This window comes from Pseudomonas sp. MS19, from assembly GCF_013277615.1.
GTDB lineage: Bacteria > Pseudomonadota > Gammaproteobacteria > Pseudomonadales > Pseudomonadaceae > Aquipseudomonas > Aquipseudomonas marincola.
In genome coordinates this window covers 496,222-512,499 of sequence record NZ_VBTO01000008.1, presented here as the reverse complement: position 1 = coordinate 512,499, position 16,278 = coordinate 496,222, and the positions used below count along the sequence as shown (strand labels likewise).

Genomic DNA, 16,278 nt, shown 5'->3' with positions numbered 1-16,278 from the left:
AGCTTTATCACGCCAATTGATAATGCTGGGCAGAGCGGATGCGCCTGCCTAGACTCGGCCTCATTAACAGGAGGCCCCACCATGTCCGAGACGCTGCTTAACGCCCGCAACCTCGCTTTCGAGCTCTATGAAGTGCTGGATGCCGAGGCCCTTACCCAGCGCGAGCGCTTTGCCGAGCACAGCCGCGAAACGTTCAACGCGGCAATCGATACCGCGCGCAGCATCGCCGAAAACCTGTTCGCACCGCACAACCGCAAGAACGATGAAAACGAGCCCGAATACGTTGATGGCGCGGCGACGCTAATCCCGGAAGTGAAGCCGGCGGTCGATGCGTTCCTTGAGGCTGGTTTTCTGAATGCCACCCGCGAATTCGACGTCGGCGGCATGCAGTTGCCCAATCTACTGTCTCAGGCCTGCTTTGCGCACTTCCAGTCGGCCAACATTGCGACCTCGTCGTACGCCATGCTGACGATGGGCGCGGCCAATCTGATCGAGGCGTTCGGCAACGAAGACCAAAAGCAGCGCTACCTGCAACCGATGATCGACGGGCGCTTTTTCGGCACTATGGCGCTCACCGAGCCACACGCGGGCTCATCGCTGTCGGATATCCGCACGCGGGCCGAACCAGCAGCAGATGGCACTTACCGGCTCAAGGGCAACAAGATATTCATCTCCGGCGGTGACCATCCGCTGTCAGACAACATTGTGCACATGGTGCTGGCGAAACTGCCGGATGCACCGCCTGGCGTAAAAGGTATCTCGCTGTTTATCGTGCCCAAGTTTCTGGTCAACGATGACGGCTCGCTTGGCAAGCGCAACGACGTTCTGCTGGCAGGCCTGTTTCACAAGATGGGCTGGCGCGGAACCACCTCAACAGCGCTGAACTTCGGCGATAACGGCGAGTGTGTAGGCTACTTGGTAGGTAAGCCTCATCATGGCCTTGCCTACATGTTCCAGATGATGAACGAGGCGCGGATCGGCGTTGGCATGGGCGCGGTCATGCTCGGCTATGCCGGTTATCTGTACTCACTCGACTACGCCCGTCAACGTCCGCAAGGCCGACTGCCAGACGGCAAAGACCCGACCAGCAGCCAAGTTGCGATCATCGAGCACGCCGACGTGCGACGCATGCTGCTGACCCAGAAAGCTTATGTCGAAGGCGCTTTTGATCTGGGCCTGTACGCAGCCAGATTGTTTGACGACACGCAGACGCTTGAAACCGCAGAGGCCCGCAGCAGCGCCTTGGAACTGCTCGACCTGCTGACCCCAATCGTCAAATCCTGGCCTTCTGAGTTCTGCCTCAAGGCGAACGAACTGGCGATTCAGATTCTCGGCGGCCACGGTTATACCCGCGAGTATCCGGTGGAGCAGTATTACCGCGACAATCGCCTGAACCCGATTCACGAAGGCACTCACGGCATCCAGTCGCTCGACTTGCTGGGGCGCAAAATCTCGATGAACAACGGGGCCGCGCTCAAACAGCTGGTCAAGCTGATCCAACAATGCTGTGAGCAAGCCAAAGGCTTCACCTCGCTTGACGCAATGCGCCAGCCACTTGAGCAGTTACTGGCACGCCTGTCGGCAGTCACCCTGGCGTTGCTGGGTGATTTGATGAGCGGCAAGGTCAATCAGGGGCTGGCGAACTCGGCCTTGTACCTCAAGGTGTTCGGCCACTGCGTGATTGGCTGGCGCTGGCTGGAACAGGCAATTCGCGCTGAGCAAGGTCTGGCGCACGGCAACCCTGCCGACACCGACTTCTATCAGGGCAAGCTACAGGCTGCGCGCTACTTCCTGACATGGGAAGTGCCAGCCTGCCAGCACGACCTCGACCTTTTGGAAGCGCGTGACGACACCTGCCTGAACATGCAGGACAACTGGTTCTGAAACAGCCGGACGTGGTGCGCCGGTTGTGACTCGCAACCGGCGCATCGCAAGCATTAGGTACAGTTTTCAGGCAATTGTTTACGCCAATTGCTAACCCAATTGCGGGGCCACAGGTTAGAATCAGTGGCACGCGCAATGCATAGTTTCATGGCGCGACCTTCCTCTGCATATGGAGTACGTGCCCTTGGATGCCAGCACCATCAACAGCCTGTTCATGATTGGTGCATTGCTGGTTGCGTTGAGCATTCTGGTCAGCGCCTTCGGCTCGCGCTTCGGCATCCCGATCCTGGTTATCTTTCTCGCGGTCGGCATGCTCGCCGGCGTCGACGGTCCGGGCGGCATCGTCTTCAACAATTATCCGCTGGCCTATCTGGTAGGCAACCTGGCATTGGCCATCATCTTGCTCGACGGTGGTATGCGCACCCGCGTGTCGAGTTTCCGCGTGGCGCTCTGGCCCTCGTTATCACTGGCAACTGTCGGGGTAATGGTCACGGCTGGGCTCACCGGCGTCGCCGCCGCGTGGCTGTTTGATCTGAGTCTGATGGAAGGCCTGCTGATCGGCGCAATCGTCGGCTCAACAGACGCCGCCGCCGTATTCAGCCTGCTCGGTGGCAGCGGCCTCAACGAACGTGTCAGCGCCACCCTGGAAATCGAATCCGGCAGCAACGACCCGATGGCGGTATTCCTCACTGTCACCCTGATCAGCATGTTATCAAGCGGCCAGACCGGCTTTAGCTGGGACTTGCTGATGCAGTTGGTGTTGCAATTCGGCCTGGGCGGCATATTGGGTCTGGGCGGCGGCTGGCTGCTGCTCAATCTGGTCAATCGCATGGCGCTGGCCAACGGGCTCTACCCTCTGCTGGTAGTCAGTGGCGGCCTGATGATCTTTGCCATTACCACTGCATTCGGCGGCAGTGGCATTCTGGCGATTTACCTGTGCGGTCTGCTGCTGGGCAATCAACCGATTCGCTCGCGCCACGGCATTCTGCACATGCTCGACGGCCTGACCTGGCTGGCTCAGATTGGCATGTTCCTGGTACTTGGCTTGCTGATTACACCGCATGAGCTGCTGGCCATTGCGCTGCCTGCACTCGGTTTGGCGCTGTGGATGATTCTGTTTGCGCGGCCGCTGTCGATCTTCCTCGGCCTGATGCCATTTCGCGCGTTCCACGACCGCGAGCGAGTGTTTATCGCATGGGTCGGTTTGCGCGGCGCCGTGCCGATTATTCTCGCGGTGTTCCCGCTCATGGCCGGGCTGCCGAATGCGCAACTGTTCTTCAACGTGGCCTTCTTTATTGTTCTGGTCTCGCTGCTTCTGCAAGGCAGCAGTTTGCCGCTGGCCGCCAAGTTACTGCGCGTGACTGTACCGCCAGAGCCAGCTCCGGTATCGCGCACCGGCCTTGAAGTGCACCCGACGAGCCAATGGGAATTGTTCATCTATCGTCTGGGCGCCGAAAAATGGTGCATCGGCGCGGCGCTGCGCGAGCTGAAAATGCCGCAGGGAACGCGCATTGGCGCCTTGTTCCGCAATCAGCAATTGCTCCACCCGTCAGGCAGTACCCGGCTCGAGGCTGGCGACATGCTTTGCGTCATCGGTCACGAACATGATCTGCCGGCGCTGGGAAAACTGTTTAGTCAGGCACCGAAGCGCGGACAAGATCTACGCTTCTTTGGTGACTTCGTACTTGAAGGCGATGCCGAACTTTCCGCCGTGGCCGCGCTGTACGGTTTAAAGGTCACTGAAGCCGACAGCAACCAGCAGCTGGGCCGCTTTATCGCGCAGGAAATCGGCGGTGAACCTGTCGTAGGCGATCAGGTCGAATGGCAAGGTTTGACCTGGACGGTCGCCACCATGGAAGGCAATAAAATTCGCAAGGTCGGGGTCAAGTTTCCGGAAGGTAGCCGCCCCAGCCCGGGTTTGTTTCTCTAACTGTTTATCACTCTGAGTCGCCAGATAGCGCCCATGCCATCAATTCGTAGCGTTGCTTTATCTATTCTTCTTGGCCTTAGCGTGGCCATGCCCATGGCCCACGCGGCGCAAACGCCTAAAAGCGAAGATGTCCAGCGCAGCCTGGAAACCATCAACGAGCGTAATCTGCCGGAAGCGGATGCGGCCGAGCTGAAACAGGTTCTGGAAAAAACCCTGAGCCTGCTCAATGACCAGAAGGACAGCGTCAAGAAACTTGACGACCTCAAGGCCCGGCTCGATGAAGCACCACGCCTGATTGGTGAGGCCCAACGTGAGCTGGCCCGTTTGAAAGGCAGCACGCCGACGCCAGTTCAGGAACGCTACGCCAACAGCAAAGTGTCCGACCTTGAGCAACTGATCAACGAGCGCAGTAATCAGTTGGCTCAATGGCAGAAAGACATTATTGAAGCCAATAGCCTGATCATCACCGCACAAACCCGCCCGGAACGTGCACAAGCCGAAATCAGCAGCAATCAGGTTCGCGCCCGCGAAATTGCCGGCATCCTCAAAGCCGGCAAGATGGATGGCAAAGCCCTCAGCAGCGAAATGCGCGACCAGCTCAATGCTGAAGTCGATCAGCTCAATGCGCAAACCGAGTTGCGCCGCCAGGAGTTGAGCGGCAACAGCCTGCTACAGGACCTCGGCAGCAGCCAGCGCGACCTGCTCGAAGTGCGCATCAAGCGCCTTGAGCAAGAGCTGATAGACCTGCAAACGCTGATCAATGACAAACGCCGCGAACAGTCGCAACAAACCGTTAGCGAGCAGTCGCTGGAGGCCGAGAAAGCCGGTTCAGACAAACTGCTCAGCCTTGAGAGCAGCTTGAATCTGAAATATTCAGATTACCTGCTGCGTGCGACTGACCGGCTCAATCAGCTTACCCAGAAGAACCTGCAAACCAAGCAGAAGCTCGACTCGCTTAATCAGATTGATCAGGCGCTGGACGAACAGATCAACGTTTTGCAGGGCAGTCTGTTGCTGTCGAAAGTTCTATATCAGCAGAAAAAAGCCCTGCCCTCTCTCGAGATCGACGCCGGCCTGAGTGACGACATTGCCGATATTCGCCTGTACCAATTCGAACTCAACCAAGCCCGCGAGCAGATCAGCAACCCCGACACTTACGTTGAAGATAAACTCGCCAAGCAGCCTGCCGAAGAAGTCACGCCCGAAGTCAAAAAATCGCTGACGTCACTGATCCAGACCCGTCGTGACCTGCTGGACCGACTCAATCGTGAACTGAACGCGGTCCTCAACGAGTCGATTACCTTGCAGTTGAACCAGAAGCAACTGCAAACCAGCGTTAAAACCCTGCGTGAGACGCTCGACGAGCAATTGTTCTGGATCCCCAGTAACAAACCGCTCGATATTTCCTGGTTCGAGGAAATGCCTGCGCGTCTCCAGCACCAGATATCCGAACTGCCCTGGCGCTCGAGCTCTCAAGAGCTGGGCGCAGGGCTGGTCGAGCGACCGCTGCTGTTCCTGCCCTTGTTGCTGCTGATCAGCTTCCTGCTCTGGCGCCGGGGGATTATCTACAAGAAGCTCAAGGAACTGCACCACGACATTGGCCACTACAAGCGTGACGGTCAATTGCACACGCCAATGGCGTTGCTGCTGAATGTCCTGCTGGCTTTGCCGGGTGCCTTGTTCTTCGGACTCTGCGGCTTTGCCCTGCAAATGGATGCACGCGGACAGAACGCCAACCTGGGTTCGGCGCTCTACGGCATGGCATTCGCGTGGTTAGTGTTTTATACCTGCTACCGGATTCTCTCTCCGGGCGGCGTTGCAGAACTGCATTTCCGTTGGGGCAAGCCCAATGTCGCGTTCCTGCACCGGCAAATTCGCTACCTCGGCCTTGTGGTCATTGCGCTGGTGGCGGTGGTTACCGTGGCCGAACGCCAACCGGCTGAGTTAGCCAATGACGTTATTGGCATCGGCGTGGTTATTTCCTGCTACGCCCTTATGGCGTGGCTGCTGTACAAACTGCTGATCAGCGGGCCTGCCCGCGAAAACTCATCGACCTTCCGCACCCTCATCGGCTGCTTGTTCAGTCTGCTGCCACTGGCGCTGATCATCGCCGTTGGATTTGGCTATTACTACACCGCGCTGAGGCTGACTGACCGACTCATCTACACCATTTACCTGCTGATATTCTGGGTCATCATCGAAGCCACGCTGATCCGTGGTCTGGCAGTTGCGGCCCGGCGCCTTGCTTATCAACGCGCTCTGAGCAAACGCCAGGCGCAAGAAGACTCCGACGGCTCTGACGTTGTTGTAGAGGAGCCCACGCTCGACATCGACCAGATCAACCAGCAATCGCTACGCCTGATTCGACTCGCGCTGGTGGGTACCTTCGTGGTTGGGTTGTATCTGGTCTGGGCCGATTTGATTTCAGTGTTCTCCTACCTGGATAACGTCACGCTCTACGAATACAGCACGGGCTCGGGCGCCACGGCCAGCGTTGTACCGATCAGCCTCAGCGACGTTCTCAGCTCGCTGCTGATAATCGGTATTACCATCGCGCTGGGCCGTAACTTGCCGGGCCTGCTGGAAGTGCTGGTGTTGTCGCGGATGAAACTTGCGCAAGGCAGTGCTTATGCCACCACAACCTTGCTCTCTTACGTCATTGTCGGCCTCGGCTCGGTTATTACCCTCTCAACCCTGGGCTTGAGCTGGGACAAACTGCAGTGGCTGGTAGCAGCCCTGTCAGTCGGCTTGGGTTTCGGCTTGCAGGAAATTTTTGCCAACTTCATTTCCGGTCTGATCATCCTGTTCGAGCGTCCGGTGCGAATTGGCGACGTAGTCACCATCGGCAACCTGTCCGGCACGGTAAGCCGTATCCGCATTCGCGCCACCACGATTACCGACTTTGATCGCAAAGAAATCATCGTGCCGAATAAAACCTTCGTCACCGACCAACTGATCAACTGGTCGCTGAATGACACCATCACCCGCGTGATCATCACGATTGGCCTGGCGTATGAGGCGGATCTTGAGTTGGCACGCAAGCTGATGATGCAGGCAGCCATGGATAATCCGCGGGTACTGCGCGACCCGGAACCAGTGCTGTTCTTCCTCAGCATTGGCGCCAGCACCTTCAATTACGAGCTGCGCGTGCATGTGCGCGAACTGGCTGATCGCAACGCCGCCACCGACGAGTTGTTGACCAAAATCGCCATGAGCTTCCGCGAGAACAATGTCGAGATGGCATTCAATCAGCTCGATGTTTCAGTGAAGAGCTTGAAAGGTCTCGAACTCAATTTGAAAACCGGCAAGACCAGCTTCGTCAGTGACGAGCCGGAGCAAAAACAGCCCGATGATCTGAACAAGCAACCGCCAGCGGTCGACCCGAACTAAGCATGGCGTTATTGTCGGTGTTAACGCCGTCGGCCTTCTTGCCGGCGGCCACAGTTTTGCTGGAGCGTGGTTTTGAAGTTACTCACCGACCTGACATTCGATAATCGCTTTGCCCGCCTTGGCGATAGCTTTTCGACCGAGGTCAATCCCGAGCCGATCAGTGACCCCAAGCTGGTAGTCGCCAGCTTGGGCGCAGCCACGTTGCTCGACCTTGACCCAAAGGAGCTGGATAACCCGCTGTTCACTGAGATATTCGCGGGCCACAAGCTGTGGAGTGAAGCCGAGCCGCGGGCGATGGTTTACTCCGGCCACCAGTTCGGCGGCTACACGCCGCGCCTTGGCGACGGTCGGGGCCTGTTACTCGGTGAAGTGCTCAATGACAGCGGCGAACACTGGGACCTGCACCTGAAAGGCGCAGGCCCGACGCCGTATTCGCGCATGGCTGATGGCCGCGCGGTGTTGCGCAGTTCAATCCGCGAATTTCTCGCCAGCGAGCACCTGCATGCGCTGGGCATCGCCACATCGCGGGCGCTGTGCGTGACCAGTTCGAGCACGCCGGTGTGGCGCGAGAAGCGTGAAAATGCCGCCATGTTGTTACGCCTGGCCCGCAGCCATGTGCGCTTTGGCAGCTTCGAGTATTTCTATTACACCAAGCAGCACGAACTGCTGAAACAACTCGCCGACCACGTACTCGACGCGCATTACAGCGAATGCCGAAGCGAGCCCGAGCCGTATCTGGCGATGTTCAAGACCATCATCGAACGCAACGCCGAAATGATCGCTTACTGGCAAACTTACGGCTTTTGCCACGGCGTGATGAACACCGACAACATGTCGATTCTCGGCATCACTTTCGATTATGGCCCTTACGCCTTCCTCGATGATTTCGACGCCCGACACATCTGCAACCACTCGGATGACACCGGCCGTTATAGTTTCAGCAATCAGGTGCCAATCGCCCAATGGAATCTCGCGGCGCTGGGACAGGCGCTGACACCGCTGGTCAGCGTCGATCAACTGCGTGAAAGCCTGGAGCTGTTCCTGCCGCTGTACGAGGCCCACTATCTGAACCTGATGCGCAAACGTCTGGGCCTGCTCACGGCCGATGATAACGATGGCGATCGCATCCGCACCCTGCTGCAACTGATGCAAAGCAGCGCGATTGATTACACCCGGTTTTTCCGCGAACTCGGAGACAGCACGGCAGAGGCTGCCTGCGCACGCTTGCGTGAAGACTTCACCGACCTTACCGGCTTCGATGCCTGGTCAGCCGACTACATCGCAAGAAGCCAGCTTGAGGGCGACACACAAGAGCAACGCCGCACGCGGATGCACGCTGCCAATCCCAAATACATTCTGCGCAACTATTTGGCGCAAGAGGCTATCGAGGCTGCTGAGGCGGGCGATTACGCGCCTGTCCGCGAACTGCATGAGGTACTCAGCAAGCCATTCGATGAGCAGCCAGGCAAAGAGCGCTACGCCCAGCGCCCGCCGGACTGGGGCAAACACCTCGAGATCAGTTGCTCATCCTGACATTGGCCTGAAAACGCTGCCGGCGGGCTTTATTCAGTCGCCGGCCAGCATCCAGTCCAGCCCCATCTGCACGTGTAGCTCGGTGCTGTCGTACAACGGCAGCGGAGCCTCGACACCCTCAAGCAGCAGGCCGATCTCGGTGCAGCCCAGAATCCCCACTTCGCAGCCCTGCGCTCGCATGTCTTCAAGGCACGCGAGGTAAAAAGCGCGGGACTCGTCAGTGAATACACCACGGCACAGCTCGGCAAAAATCACCCGATCAATCTCGCCAATCTGCTCTTCGCTGGGTATCCGCACATCAATGTCGAAGCGTTCCGCCAGCCGCAACCGGTAGAAATCTTCCAGCATGGTGAAGCGCGTGCCCAGCAAGGCAGCCCGCTTGATACCGGCATTCTGTAAAGCAAGGCCCACCGCATCGCCGATGTGCAAAAGCGGGATCGACACGGCCGCCTCGATAACAGGCGCCACTTTGTGCATGGTGTTGGTGGCCAGCAACAAAGCTGTCGCGCCGGCCTGCTCAAGGCGCTGCGCACTGTCGGCCAACAACGCCCCCGCGGCCTTCCAGTCGCCACTGCTTTGCAACGCTGCGACCTGAGCGAAATCCAGTGAATGCAAAAGCAACGGCGCTGAATGCAAACCGCCGGCGCGCTCGCGAACGCCCTGATTCAGCAGCCGGTAATAGCTTGCCGTGGACTCCCAGCTCATGCCACCGATTACGCCTAGTTGCTGCATCGCATCACCTCCGGGTAAAAACTGAAACTAACACCCGGGCATAAATGGGCCTAGTGACAGTTGCCACATATATCCAAAGTACAGCAGTTTTGGTTAATCCAAAATCGCATATAAACCTGCCCAAACATTCTTAGACTATCTAAGCAAAGCCCACTATCTTGGCGACCTTGTGCCGGCTCTCATCGCCAGCTCACCACTTCCACGGTTCAAGGTTGGGACATCAATGCTCGGGGTTTCATTGCCGTTGCTGTTTGTCGGCGCACTGCTGGTCTGGGTGTTGTTCGCCTTTGTTCGTGAGAAGTGGAGCCCGGATATCGTCGCTGCAATCGCAGTGGCAGCCCTGCTGATCACCCAACTGCTGACGCCCGCTGAAGTTCTCAGCGTGCTGTCCAACTCCGCCCCGGTCACCATCGCCTGCATGTTCGTGCTCTCGGCAGCACTGGAGCGCACCGGCTGCGTTGATGCGCTGGGCAACTGGCTGGGCAATCTGGTCGGCACCAGCCCGATTCGCGTGCTCACCGGCTTAACCCTGACCGCACTGGTTATTTCCGCCTGCCTGAATAACACCCCGGTGGTGGCGATTCTCACTCCGGTTGCGATTTCCCTCGCCCGCCGCGCTGGCACCATGCCGTCCAAGCTGCTTATCCCGTTGTCTTACGCAACCATTCTGGGCGGCACGCTGACGATGATTGGCACCTCGACCAACATTCTGGTCGACGGCGTGGCACGCAAGGCCGGACTTGCGCCCTTCGGGATTTTCGAGATCACCGGAGCCGGTCTGATTCTGGCAACTGCGGGCATGGCATACCTGTTATTGGTTGGCCGCCACCTGCTGCCAGATCGCGACACTCTTTCGCGCCAACTGCGCCCTGATCTCGACCGCACCTTCATGACCGAATTACTGGTGCCGCACGAGTCGCCGGTTATCGGTAAAACCCTCAGCGAAGCCAACCTCAATGGCGGCAGCGGCCTGCAAGTGCTCAAACTGTTCCGTGAGGCGCTGGAAATAACCGAGCCGGGTCACGACACCGTACTGGAAATGGGCGACCGGCTGGTGCTGCACGGTCAGGTCAAGAACGTGGTCGAGCTGCGCGAAAGCGGCCACCTGACGTTCAATCGCAGCGACGCATTCGAGACCATCAGCAGCCATGATGTCATTCTGGCCGAGGCCATCGTGGGCCGTAACTCTCGCTACAGCCATCGCCCGATGCGCGACCTCGACCTCACCGCCCGCTACGGTATTGCCGTGCTCGCCGTGCACCGTCAGGACGAGAATGTGCAAGGCAACCTCGATGACTTCGAGTTGCAGTTTGGCGATGTAATGCTGGTAGAAGGCACGCCCGCGCAGATCAAACGCTTTGCCGACAACGGTGAACTGATCAGCCTGCACGCCGTGCAAGAGCGCGCCTTCCGCCGTGATAAAGCGCCGATAGCAATTGTCGCAACATTGGCCGTGATGCTGCTCGCCGCCTTCGGCGTGATGCCGATTGAAGGCCTGGCCATAATTGGTGCGGTCGCAGTACTGGCAACTCGCTGCCTTGATGTCGAGGATGCTTACAAGGCCGTCGACTGGAAAATTCTCAGCCTGATCTTCGGCATGCTGGCAATCAGCATTGCCATGGACAAAGTCGGGCTGGTGAAGATACTGGTCGAGAACGTCATGGGCTGGCTGCCGTGGGCCGGGCCGCTGTTGATGCTGTCGTTCATCTACCTGTTCACATCGATACTAACCGAGCTTTTGTCCAACAACGCGGTTGCTGTATTGGTCACTCCAATCGCCATCGGGCTGGCGCAGCATCTGGGCGTCGACCCGCGCCCGTTTGTGGTCGCTGTGATGTTTGCCGCCAGCGCCAGCTTCGCCACGCCAATCGGCTATCAGACCAATACCTTTGTATATAACGCGGGCGGTTATAAGTTTACCGATTTCATGAGGGTCGGCATTCCGCTTAATCTACTGCTTTGGGTCGTCGCGACGATTGTCATCCCGCTATTCTGGCCACTTACGCCGCTGTAGCAGCCCTTGATATCGGCGCACGATGCCTGCACATTGCAGGTAATTCTTGTGGAGCCGAAGATGACACAACCGCTACTAATCCCCTGCCCCAGCTGCAATGGCCTCAACCGTATTCCGGCCGACCGGCTGAGTGATGCGCCGCGCTGCGGGCGCTGCAAAAATAGCGTACTGCTCAATACCCCGTTTGAACTGAACGCCAGTAACTTTGCGGCCCAGATTAAGGGCGACCTGCCTTTACTGGTCGATGTCTGGGCAAGCTGGTGCGGTCCGTGCCAGGCCTTTGCGCCAACTTTTACCCAGGCTGCCGCGCAACTGAGTGGCCGCGCACGTTTGGCCAAACTCGACAGTGAAGCCAATCAGCAACTCGCCGGCCAACTTGGCATCCGCTCGATCCCCAGCCTGATTCTCTACCGTCAGGGCAGTGAGCTGGCGAGAATCAGCGGTGCCATGAACATGACGCAGTTACTCGACTGGCTGAAACAGCAGAATATTTGAAGCCGACGTAAAGCGGTTAGCCGTTGCCAAATACCTCGTATACAGTTATCTGCAATTCTCAGGGTTAACGCTTATTCAGCGCCCTGCCCGCATTCGATAACAATAAATAAAGAGGCTGCACATATGCCAATGCCCGAGGCAATCGCCCGCCTGCTGACCGAAGAACAAATAGCCTTCGTAAAACGCAGCGGCCTTAAAGCCGAAGCGCTGCAACCGGGCTTTGTGCGCTTACGCATGCCCCTGGCGGGCAACACCAACCATATTGGCAGCATGTATGCAGGCGCTTTATTTACATTGGCAGAGATCCCTGGCGGCGCATTGTTCGTCACCAGTTTCGATGTAAAACGCTTCTTCCCGATCATCAAAGAGATGAACCTGCGATTCAGGCGCCCTGCCAGCAGCGATATATTCGTTGAGGCAACGCTCAGCCAAGAGCAGATAGTGGCGCTGCAGGACCAAGCCGAACGCGAAGGCAAGGCCGAGTATGAGCTGGCGCTTGAGCTAACCGACGAAACGGGGGAGATTGTGGCAGTGAGCCACGGTCAGTATCAGTTAAGGGCTTATTAATGCCAGACCCGATTTGGGTCTATTAGCGGCTAAGCCATGGAGCATAATAAATTTGCCGACTTGTCTCGGCAGGAGATTTTTACTGATGACCACGCACATCCTTATCGCCCACGACTTACGTGAAACCGCGAATCTGGCGTTGCAGCGCGCCAACCAGCTGGCAGCGCAGCACAATGCCAAATTGACGGTCTTGCACGTGCTCAACCCCAGCCAAAGCCAACAGCAGCATACCCAGGCCAAAAAGAGCCTGAACATGAGTATTGCTGAGTACGCGCCGGATTCCACGGCCCGGGTGATTATGGGCGGCAAGCCGTCTGAAGTGGTGCTGCAGCAAATAATCGACCTGGACTGCGACCTGCTGGTGTTGGGCGCTCACCATAATCGCCACGACTTCTTCAACGGCACCAGCCTCGACCGCATCGCCCGCAGAAGTACGGTGCCGATGCTGGTTGTCGCGCGCGATGAATTCAGCCCGTACAAACGCGCAGTCTCCGCCCTCGACTTCTCGGTGTGCTCGTGCTGCGCGCTGGAAAAGGCCTATTGCCTGCTCCCGCCCACCGCCGAGCTGCATGCATTGCATGTCTATTGCCCGGAGAAAAGCAGCGCGAAAAAGGACGAGACAGAGTTCCGCATGCAGTGCATGTTGATCGAACAACTGCTCAAAGATGAGCAGGAGAAACTGCCAGCAGAGGGCCCGAAGCTCACTCACAGCGTGCAGCAAGGCGGGATTTTGCGTGGTTTGCAGGAAGAGCTGAAAAGCCGGCGCGGCGAACTGCTGGTGCTGGGCAGTCACGGTCGCAGCGCATTGTCCCAAGCGTTGCTCGGCAGCCTTGCGCAGCACTTTCTGCACAAGGCGCCGTGTGACATTTTTGTGGTGCGCTAAACCGCTGTGATCTTGCCTGAGCCTGAATCATCAGGCTCAAACAACTGCGCGTTTACCGCTACTGCTGCAGCAGGTCGTGCAACTCGACAAACTGCAGGGTCAGCTTGTGTCGCGGCTCAAGGTAAATCAGCGGCGTGCAGGCCTGATGCGACTCGCGCATTTTCACCGAACTCATCAGGTTCACCGGCAACACCGGCAAGCCCTCTTCCACCAACTCATCCAGTAACTGCTGCGGCAGCGTGGCGCGAGGCTGGAACTGGTTGACCACGATGCCCTCAACTTCCAGGCCTTCGTTGTGGTCTTCCTTCAACTCTTCAATCTCAGCCAGCAAACCGTACAGCGCATTGCGCGAGAAACTGTCGCAATCGAACGGGATAAGCACGCGATCAGCTGCTATCAGCGCAGAAACGGTATAAAAATTGAGTGCCGGTGGCGTGTCCAGATAGATGCGGTCGTAATCTTCCGAAAGGTCATCGAGCAACTTTCGCAGCTTGTTGATCTTGTGCTTGGCCTCAAGCTTGGGCTGCAAGTCAGCCAACTCGGCCGTCGCCGTGACCACATGCAGGTTATCAAACGGGGTCTCGTAGATATCGACCTTGCCCTTTTTATTGAAAGGCCCGCTGGATAGCGTCTGTTTGAAGAAATCAGCGATGCCTACCGGAATTTCTTCCCCCGTAAGCCCGGTCAGATAATGCGTGGAGTTGGCCTGCGCATCGAGGTCAATCAGCAGCGTACGATAGCCCTGTGAGGCGCTGACTGCCGCAAGATTGCAGGCAATGCTCGACTTGCCCACACCCCCTTTCTGATTAAAAACTACACGCCGCATCTGATTCGCTCCTAATCCCTGAATTGACATCGATTCTATGCACATTACATGACAACGGCGAGGTTCCTCAGCAATTGAGCCCGACCGTTAGGCAAAAACTGGCGCCAAAGTTTGCGCAACCCCCCGGCCATCGAGATAATGCCAGCACTTTGCCAGGTAAATTTCGACAGCCCAACTCTCACATCCTTACTGAGAATTGGCTTAAACGCATGCAATTTGGCCGATGAACAGGACTGCCGCAGCTGACAAGGACGCCCGCAGGGGCGAGGAATTCCCTCCGTGATGCACTTCAAAATACAACAATGGCGAGCCTGGGCCCCCAGTCTGGAAAGCTCGCAACAGTGGCGTGACTGGTGTCAGGCGCCCGTGCGCGTGGCGGATGAGCAGCAGCAACCCGACGTTAGTTTTCTCGCGCCCATGCAGCGCAGGCGCTTAAGCCGGCTGGCGCGAATGGTGTTCAATGTTGCCTGGCCGTTAGCTGAATCACACCCCAGGCTGCCGCTCATATTTGCCTCGCGCCACGGCGAAACCCCGCGCACACTGGCGATTCTTCACGACCTGGCACGTGGCGAGCCGCTCTCTCCCACCCAGTTCAGCCTCAGCGTGCATAACGCAATTATCGGCCAGTGGTCGATATTGCGCGCCGACACCAGTGAGATGTCCGCCCTGGCCGCCGCCGGTGACGGCTTGGAACATGCGGTGCAAGAAGCTTGTCTATTGCTCCATGAAGGTGCACCCGCGGTGCTGGTGGTCATTGCAGAAGAAAAACCGCCGGCGCTTTATACATCGTTCATCGACGACATACCGTTCGCCTACGCCGTGGGGCTTTTACTCACACCAGGCGACGATTGGCAGCTGGGCCTGCAAACCGGCAGCGGCCCGCGCAGTGAGTGGCCGCACCCTCTGAGTTTGCTCCGGGCGCTTAACAACGACCAGCAGGAAATCACCCATTACTGGAGCCGCCGCCAATGGATGTGGTCACGCAAGCAAAAGTGAGCGCTTACAGCCCACCCTATGCATGGCGACTGGTTGCCACAGCGCTGAGCTTTTTGATCTTTGGTTTGGGCGGCATGATCTTGAGCGTGGTGGTGTTCCCAATCCTGAATTTGCTGCCGGGCGACGCCGTCAGTCGTCGTACGAGAGCCCGACGAGTCATCAATAAAAGCTTCTCCGCCTTCGTGCAGATCATGTACCGCCTGGGGGTTCTCACCTATTCGGTCGAAGGGGCCGAACACTTGGGAAAGCCGGGCCAGTTGATCATCGCCAATCACCCCTCGCTGATTGATGTAGTCGTATTGATCTCGCTGATTCGCAACAGCAATTGCGTGGTCAAACAAAGCCTGTGGAACAACCCTTGTATGCGCAGCCCGATCCGTGCGGCGCAGTACATCAGTAACAGCGGCAGCGTGGAAATGCTCGATGAAGCGGCAGCAGCTCTGCAAGGCGGGCAATGCCTGATCATCTTCCCCGAGGGCACCCGCACCACACCCGGCAAGCCGCCCGAATTCCACCGGGGTGCTGCGGCCATCGCCATCCGCGGCGCTCACTGCGTGACGCCGGTGACCATTCACGTAACACCGACCACCCTGACCAAAGCCGAACCGTGGTACAGCATTCCCGCCCGGCGCGTGCACATCCAACTCCGTGTGGGTGCAGACATCGACCCGCAACAATTCAAGGCCGCTGCGCCGGCGCCGATAGCCTCGCGCAAGCTCAATGATTACCTACATCAATACTTCATAAAGGAGCTCGCAACAGATGAGCGAATTACAACACGAAATTAAAAACCTGATTATCGACTCGCTGGGGCTCGAAGACATGTCGGCTGAAGACATCGCGACCGACCAGCCGCTGTTTGGTGATGGCCTCGGCCTCGACTCGGTAGATGCCCTCGAACTGGGGCTGGCGATCCAGAAACGCTTTGGCATCAAGATCGATGCAGAGGACAAGGACACGCGCCAACACTTCGCCAATGTGGCCAACCTGGCGGCTTTTGTATCTGCACGCCAGGCCGTTTGAGAGCG

General features: G+C 57.8%; 13 protein-coding genes. 11 read left to right on the top strand and 2 right to left on the bottom strand.

The window, feature by feature from the left end; genetic code table 11:
- Positions 1-81: 81 nt before the first annotated feature.
- The 4 genes from FEZ62_RS09560 to FEZ62_RS09545 all read left to right on the top strand — a co-directional run bounded on the left by FEZ62_RS09560 (position 82) and on the right by FEZ62_RS09545 (position 8,737).
- Positions 82-1,884: an acyl-CoA dehydrogenase gene (locus FEZ62_RS09560; RefSeq protein ID WP_150547810.1), complete on the top strand. Its 1,803-nt coding sequence runs from the start codon at positions 82-84 to the stop codon at positions 1,882-1,884.
- A gap of 184 nt (positions 1,885-2,068) precedes the next feature.
- Positions 2,069-3,814 carry a potassium/proton antiporter gene (locus FEZ62_RS09555; RefSeq protein ID WP_090510237.1) on the top strand — a complete coding sequence of 582 codons (1,746 nt, stop codon included), beginning with the start codon at positions 2,069-2,071 and terminating at the stop codon, positions 3,812-3,814.
- A 33-nt stretch (positions 3,815-3,847) separates the two neighbouring features.
- Positions 3,848-7,204 (top strand): mechanosensitive channel MscK, encoded by a 3,357-nt coding sequence (gene mscK, locus FEZ62_RS09550; RefSeq protein ID WP_172927491.1) that lies wholly within the window; start codon positions 3,848-3,850, stop codon positions 7,202-7,204.
- A 72-nt stretch (positions 7,205-7,276) separates the two neighbouring features.
- Positions 7,277-8,737: a protein adenylyltransferase SelO gene (locus FEZ62_RS09545; RefSeq protein ID WP_172927490.1), complete on the top strand. Its 1,461-nt coding sequence runs from the start codon at positions 7,277-7,279 to the stop codon at positions 8,735-8,737.
- 33 nt (positions 8,738-8,770) lie between these two features.
- Here FEZ62_RS09545 and FEZ62_RS09540 read toward each other — a convergent pair whose 3' ends face one another.
- Positions 8,771-9,469, bottom strand: a complete 699-nt coding sequence (locus FEZ62_RS09540; protein ID WP_172927489.1) for an aspartate/glutamate racemase family protein — start codon at positions 9,467-9,469, stop codon at positions 8,771-8,773.
- Between the two features lie 223 nt (positions 9,470-9,692).
- Between FEZ62_RS09540 and FEZ62_RS09535 the strand changes: the two genes are divergently transcribed.
- The 4 genes from FEZ62_RS09535 to FEZ62_RS09520 all read left to right on the top strand — a co-directional run bounded on the left by FEZ62_RS09535 (position 9,693) and on the right by FEZ62_RS09520 (position 13,428).
- Entirely contained in the window at positions 9,693-11,483 is a 1,791-nt protein-coding gene (locus tag FEZ62_RS09535; RefSeq protein ID WP_069898341.1) for an SLC13 family permease, read from the top strand.
- 60 nt (positions 11,484-11,543) lie between these two features.
- Positions 11,544-11,978: a thioredoxin TrxC gene (gene trxC / locus FEZ62_RS09530; RefSeq protein ID WP_069898342.1), complete on the top strand. Its 435-nt coding sequence runs from the start codon at positions 11,544-11,546 to the stop codon at positions 11,976-11,978.
- A gap of 123 nt (positions 11,979-12,101) precedes the next feature.
- The gene (locus FEZ62_RS09525; RefSeq protein WP_172927488.1) at positions 12,102-12,545 is read left to right on the top strand and encodes a YiiD C-terminal domain-containing protein; all 444 of its coding nucleotides are present in this window, start codon (positions 12,102-12,104) and stop codon (positions 12,543-12,545) included.
- Between the two features lie 85 nt (positions 12,546-12,630).
- Entirely contained in the window at positions 12,631-13,428 is a 798-nt protein-coding gene (locus tag FEZ62_RS09520; protein ID WP_090510223.1) for a universal stress protein, read from the top strand.
- Positions 13,429-13,486: 58 nt separating this feature from the next.
- Here FEZ62_RS09520 and FEZ62_RS09515 read toward each other — a convergent pair whose 3' ends face one another.
- On the bottom strand, positions 13,487-14,254 hold the full coding sequence (locus tag FEZ62_RS09515) for a ParA family protein (protein WP_069898345.1): 768 nt from the start codon (positions 14,252-14,254) through the stop codon (positions 13,487-13,489).
- Between the two features lie 279 nt (positions 14,255-14,533).
- On the opposite strand from FEZ62_RS09515, the gene FEZ62_RS09510 reads away from it, so the two are divergent.
- Genes FEZ62_RS09510 through FEZ62_RS09500 form a run of 3 tightly spaced genes read left to right on the top strand, consistent with a single transcriptional unit; the run spans position 14,534 to position 16,273 of the window.
- The gene (locus FEZ62_RS09510) at positions 14,534-15,250 is read left to right on the top strand and encodes a beta-ketoacyl synthase chain length factor (protein WP_172927487.1); all 717 of its coding nucleotides are present in this window, start codon (positions 14,534-14,536) and stop codon (positions 15,248-15,250) included.
- Positions 15,223-16,038 (top strand): lysophospholipid acyltransferase family protein, encoded by an 816-nt coding sequence (locus tag FEZ62_RS09505; RefSeq protein WP_150547816.1) that lies wholly within the window; start codon positions 15,223-15,225, stop codon positions 16,036-16,038. The genes FEZ62_RS09510 and FEZ62_RS09505 overlap by 28 nt, the downstream gene beginning before the upstream one ends.
- A complete protein-coding gene (locus FEZ62_RS09500) occupies positions 16,013-16,273 on the top strand; it encodes a phosphopantetheine-binding protein (RefSeq protein ID WP_069898348.1) in 261 nt (86 codons plus the stop codon). The genes FEZ62_RS09505 and FEZ62_RS09500 overlap by 26 nt, the downstream gene beginning before the upstream one ends.
- The last annotated feature ends 5 nt before the right edge of the window (positions 16,274-16,278 follow it).

What these genes read in the sequence shown, in the direction of transcription:
- FEZ62_RS09560 (WP_150547810.1), top strand. Translation starts at nt 82, where the DNA reads ATGTCCGAGACGCTGCTTAACGCCCGCAACCTCGCTTTCGAGCTCTAT.
- mscK (WP_172927491.1), top strand. Translation starts at nt 3,848, where the DNA reads ATGCCATCAATTCGTAGCGTTGCTTTATCTATTCTTCTTGGCCTTAGC.
- FEZ62_RS09540 (WP_172927489.1), bottom strand. Translation starts at nt 9,469, where the DNA reads ATGCAGCAACTAGGCGTAATCGGTGGCATGAGCTGGGAGTCCACGGCA.
- FEZ62_RS09535 (WP_069898341.1), top strand. Translation starts at nt 9,693, where the DNA reads ATGCTCGGGGTTTCATTGCCGTTGCTGTTTGTCGGCGCACTGCTGGTC.
- trxC (WP_069898342.1), top strand. Translation starts at nt 11,544, where the DNA reads ATGACACAACCGCTACTAATCCCCTGCCCCAGCTGCAATGGCCTCAAC.
- FEZ62_RS09525 (WP_172927488.1), top strand. Translation starts at nt 12,102, where the DNA reads ATGCCAATGCCCGAGGCAATCGCCCGCCTGCTGACCGAAGAACAAATA.
- FEZ62_RS09520 (WP_090510223.1), top strand. Translation starts at nt 12,631, where the DNA reads ATGACCACGCACATCCTTATCGCCCACGACTTACGTGAAACCGCGAAT.
- FEZ62_RS09515 (WP_069898345.1), bottom strand. Translation starts at nt 14,254, where the DNA reads ATGCGGCGTGTAGTTTTTAATCAGAAAGGGGGTGTGGGCAAGTCGAGC.
- FEZ62_RS09505 (WP_150547816.1), top strand. Translation starts at nt 15,223, where the DNA reads ATGGATGTGGTCACGCAAGCAAAAGTGAGCGCTTACAGCCCACCCTAT.
- FEZ62_RS09500 (WP_069898348.1), top strand. Translation starts at nt 16,013, where the DNA reads ATGAGCGAATTACAACACGAAATTAAAAACCTGATTATCGACTCGCTG.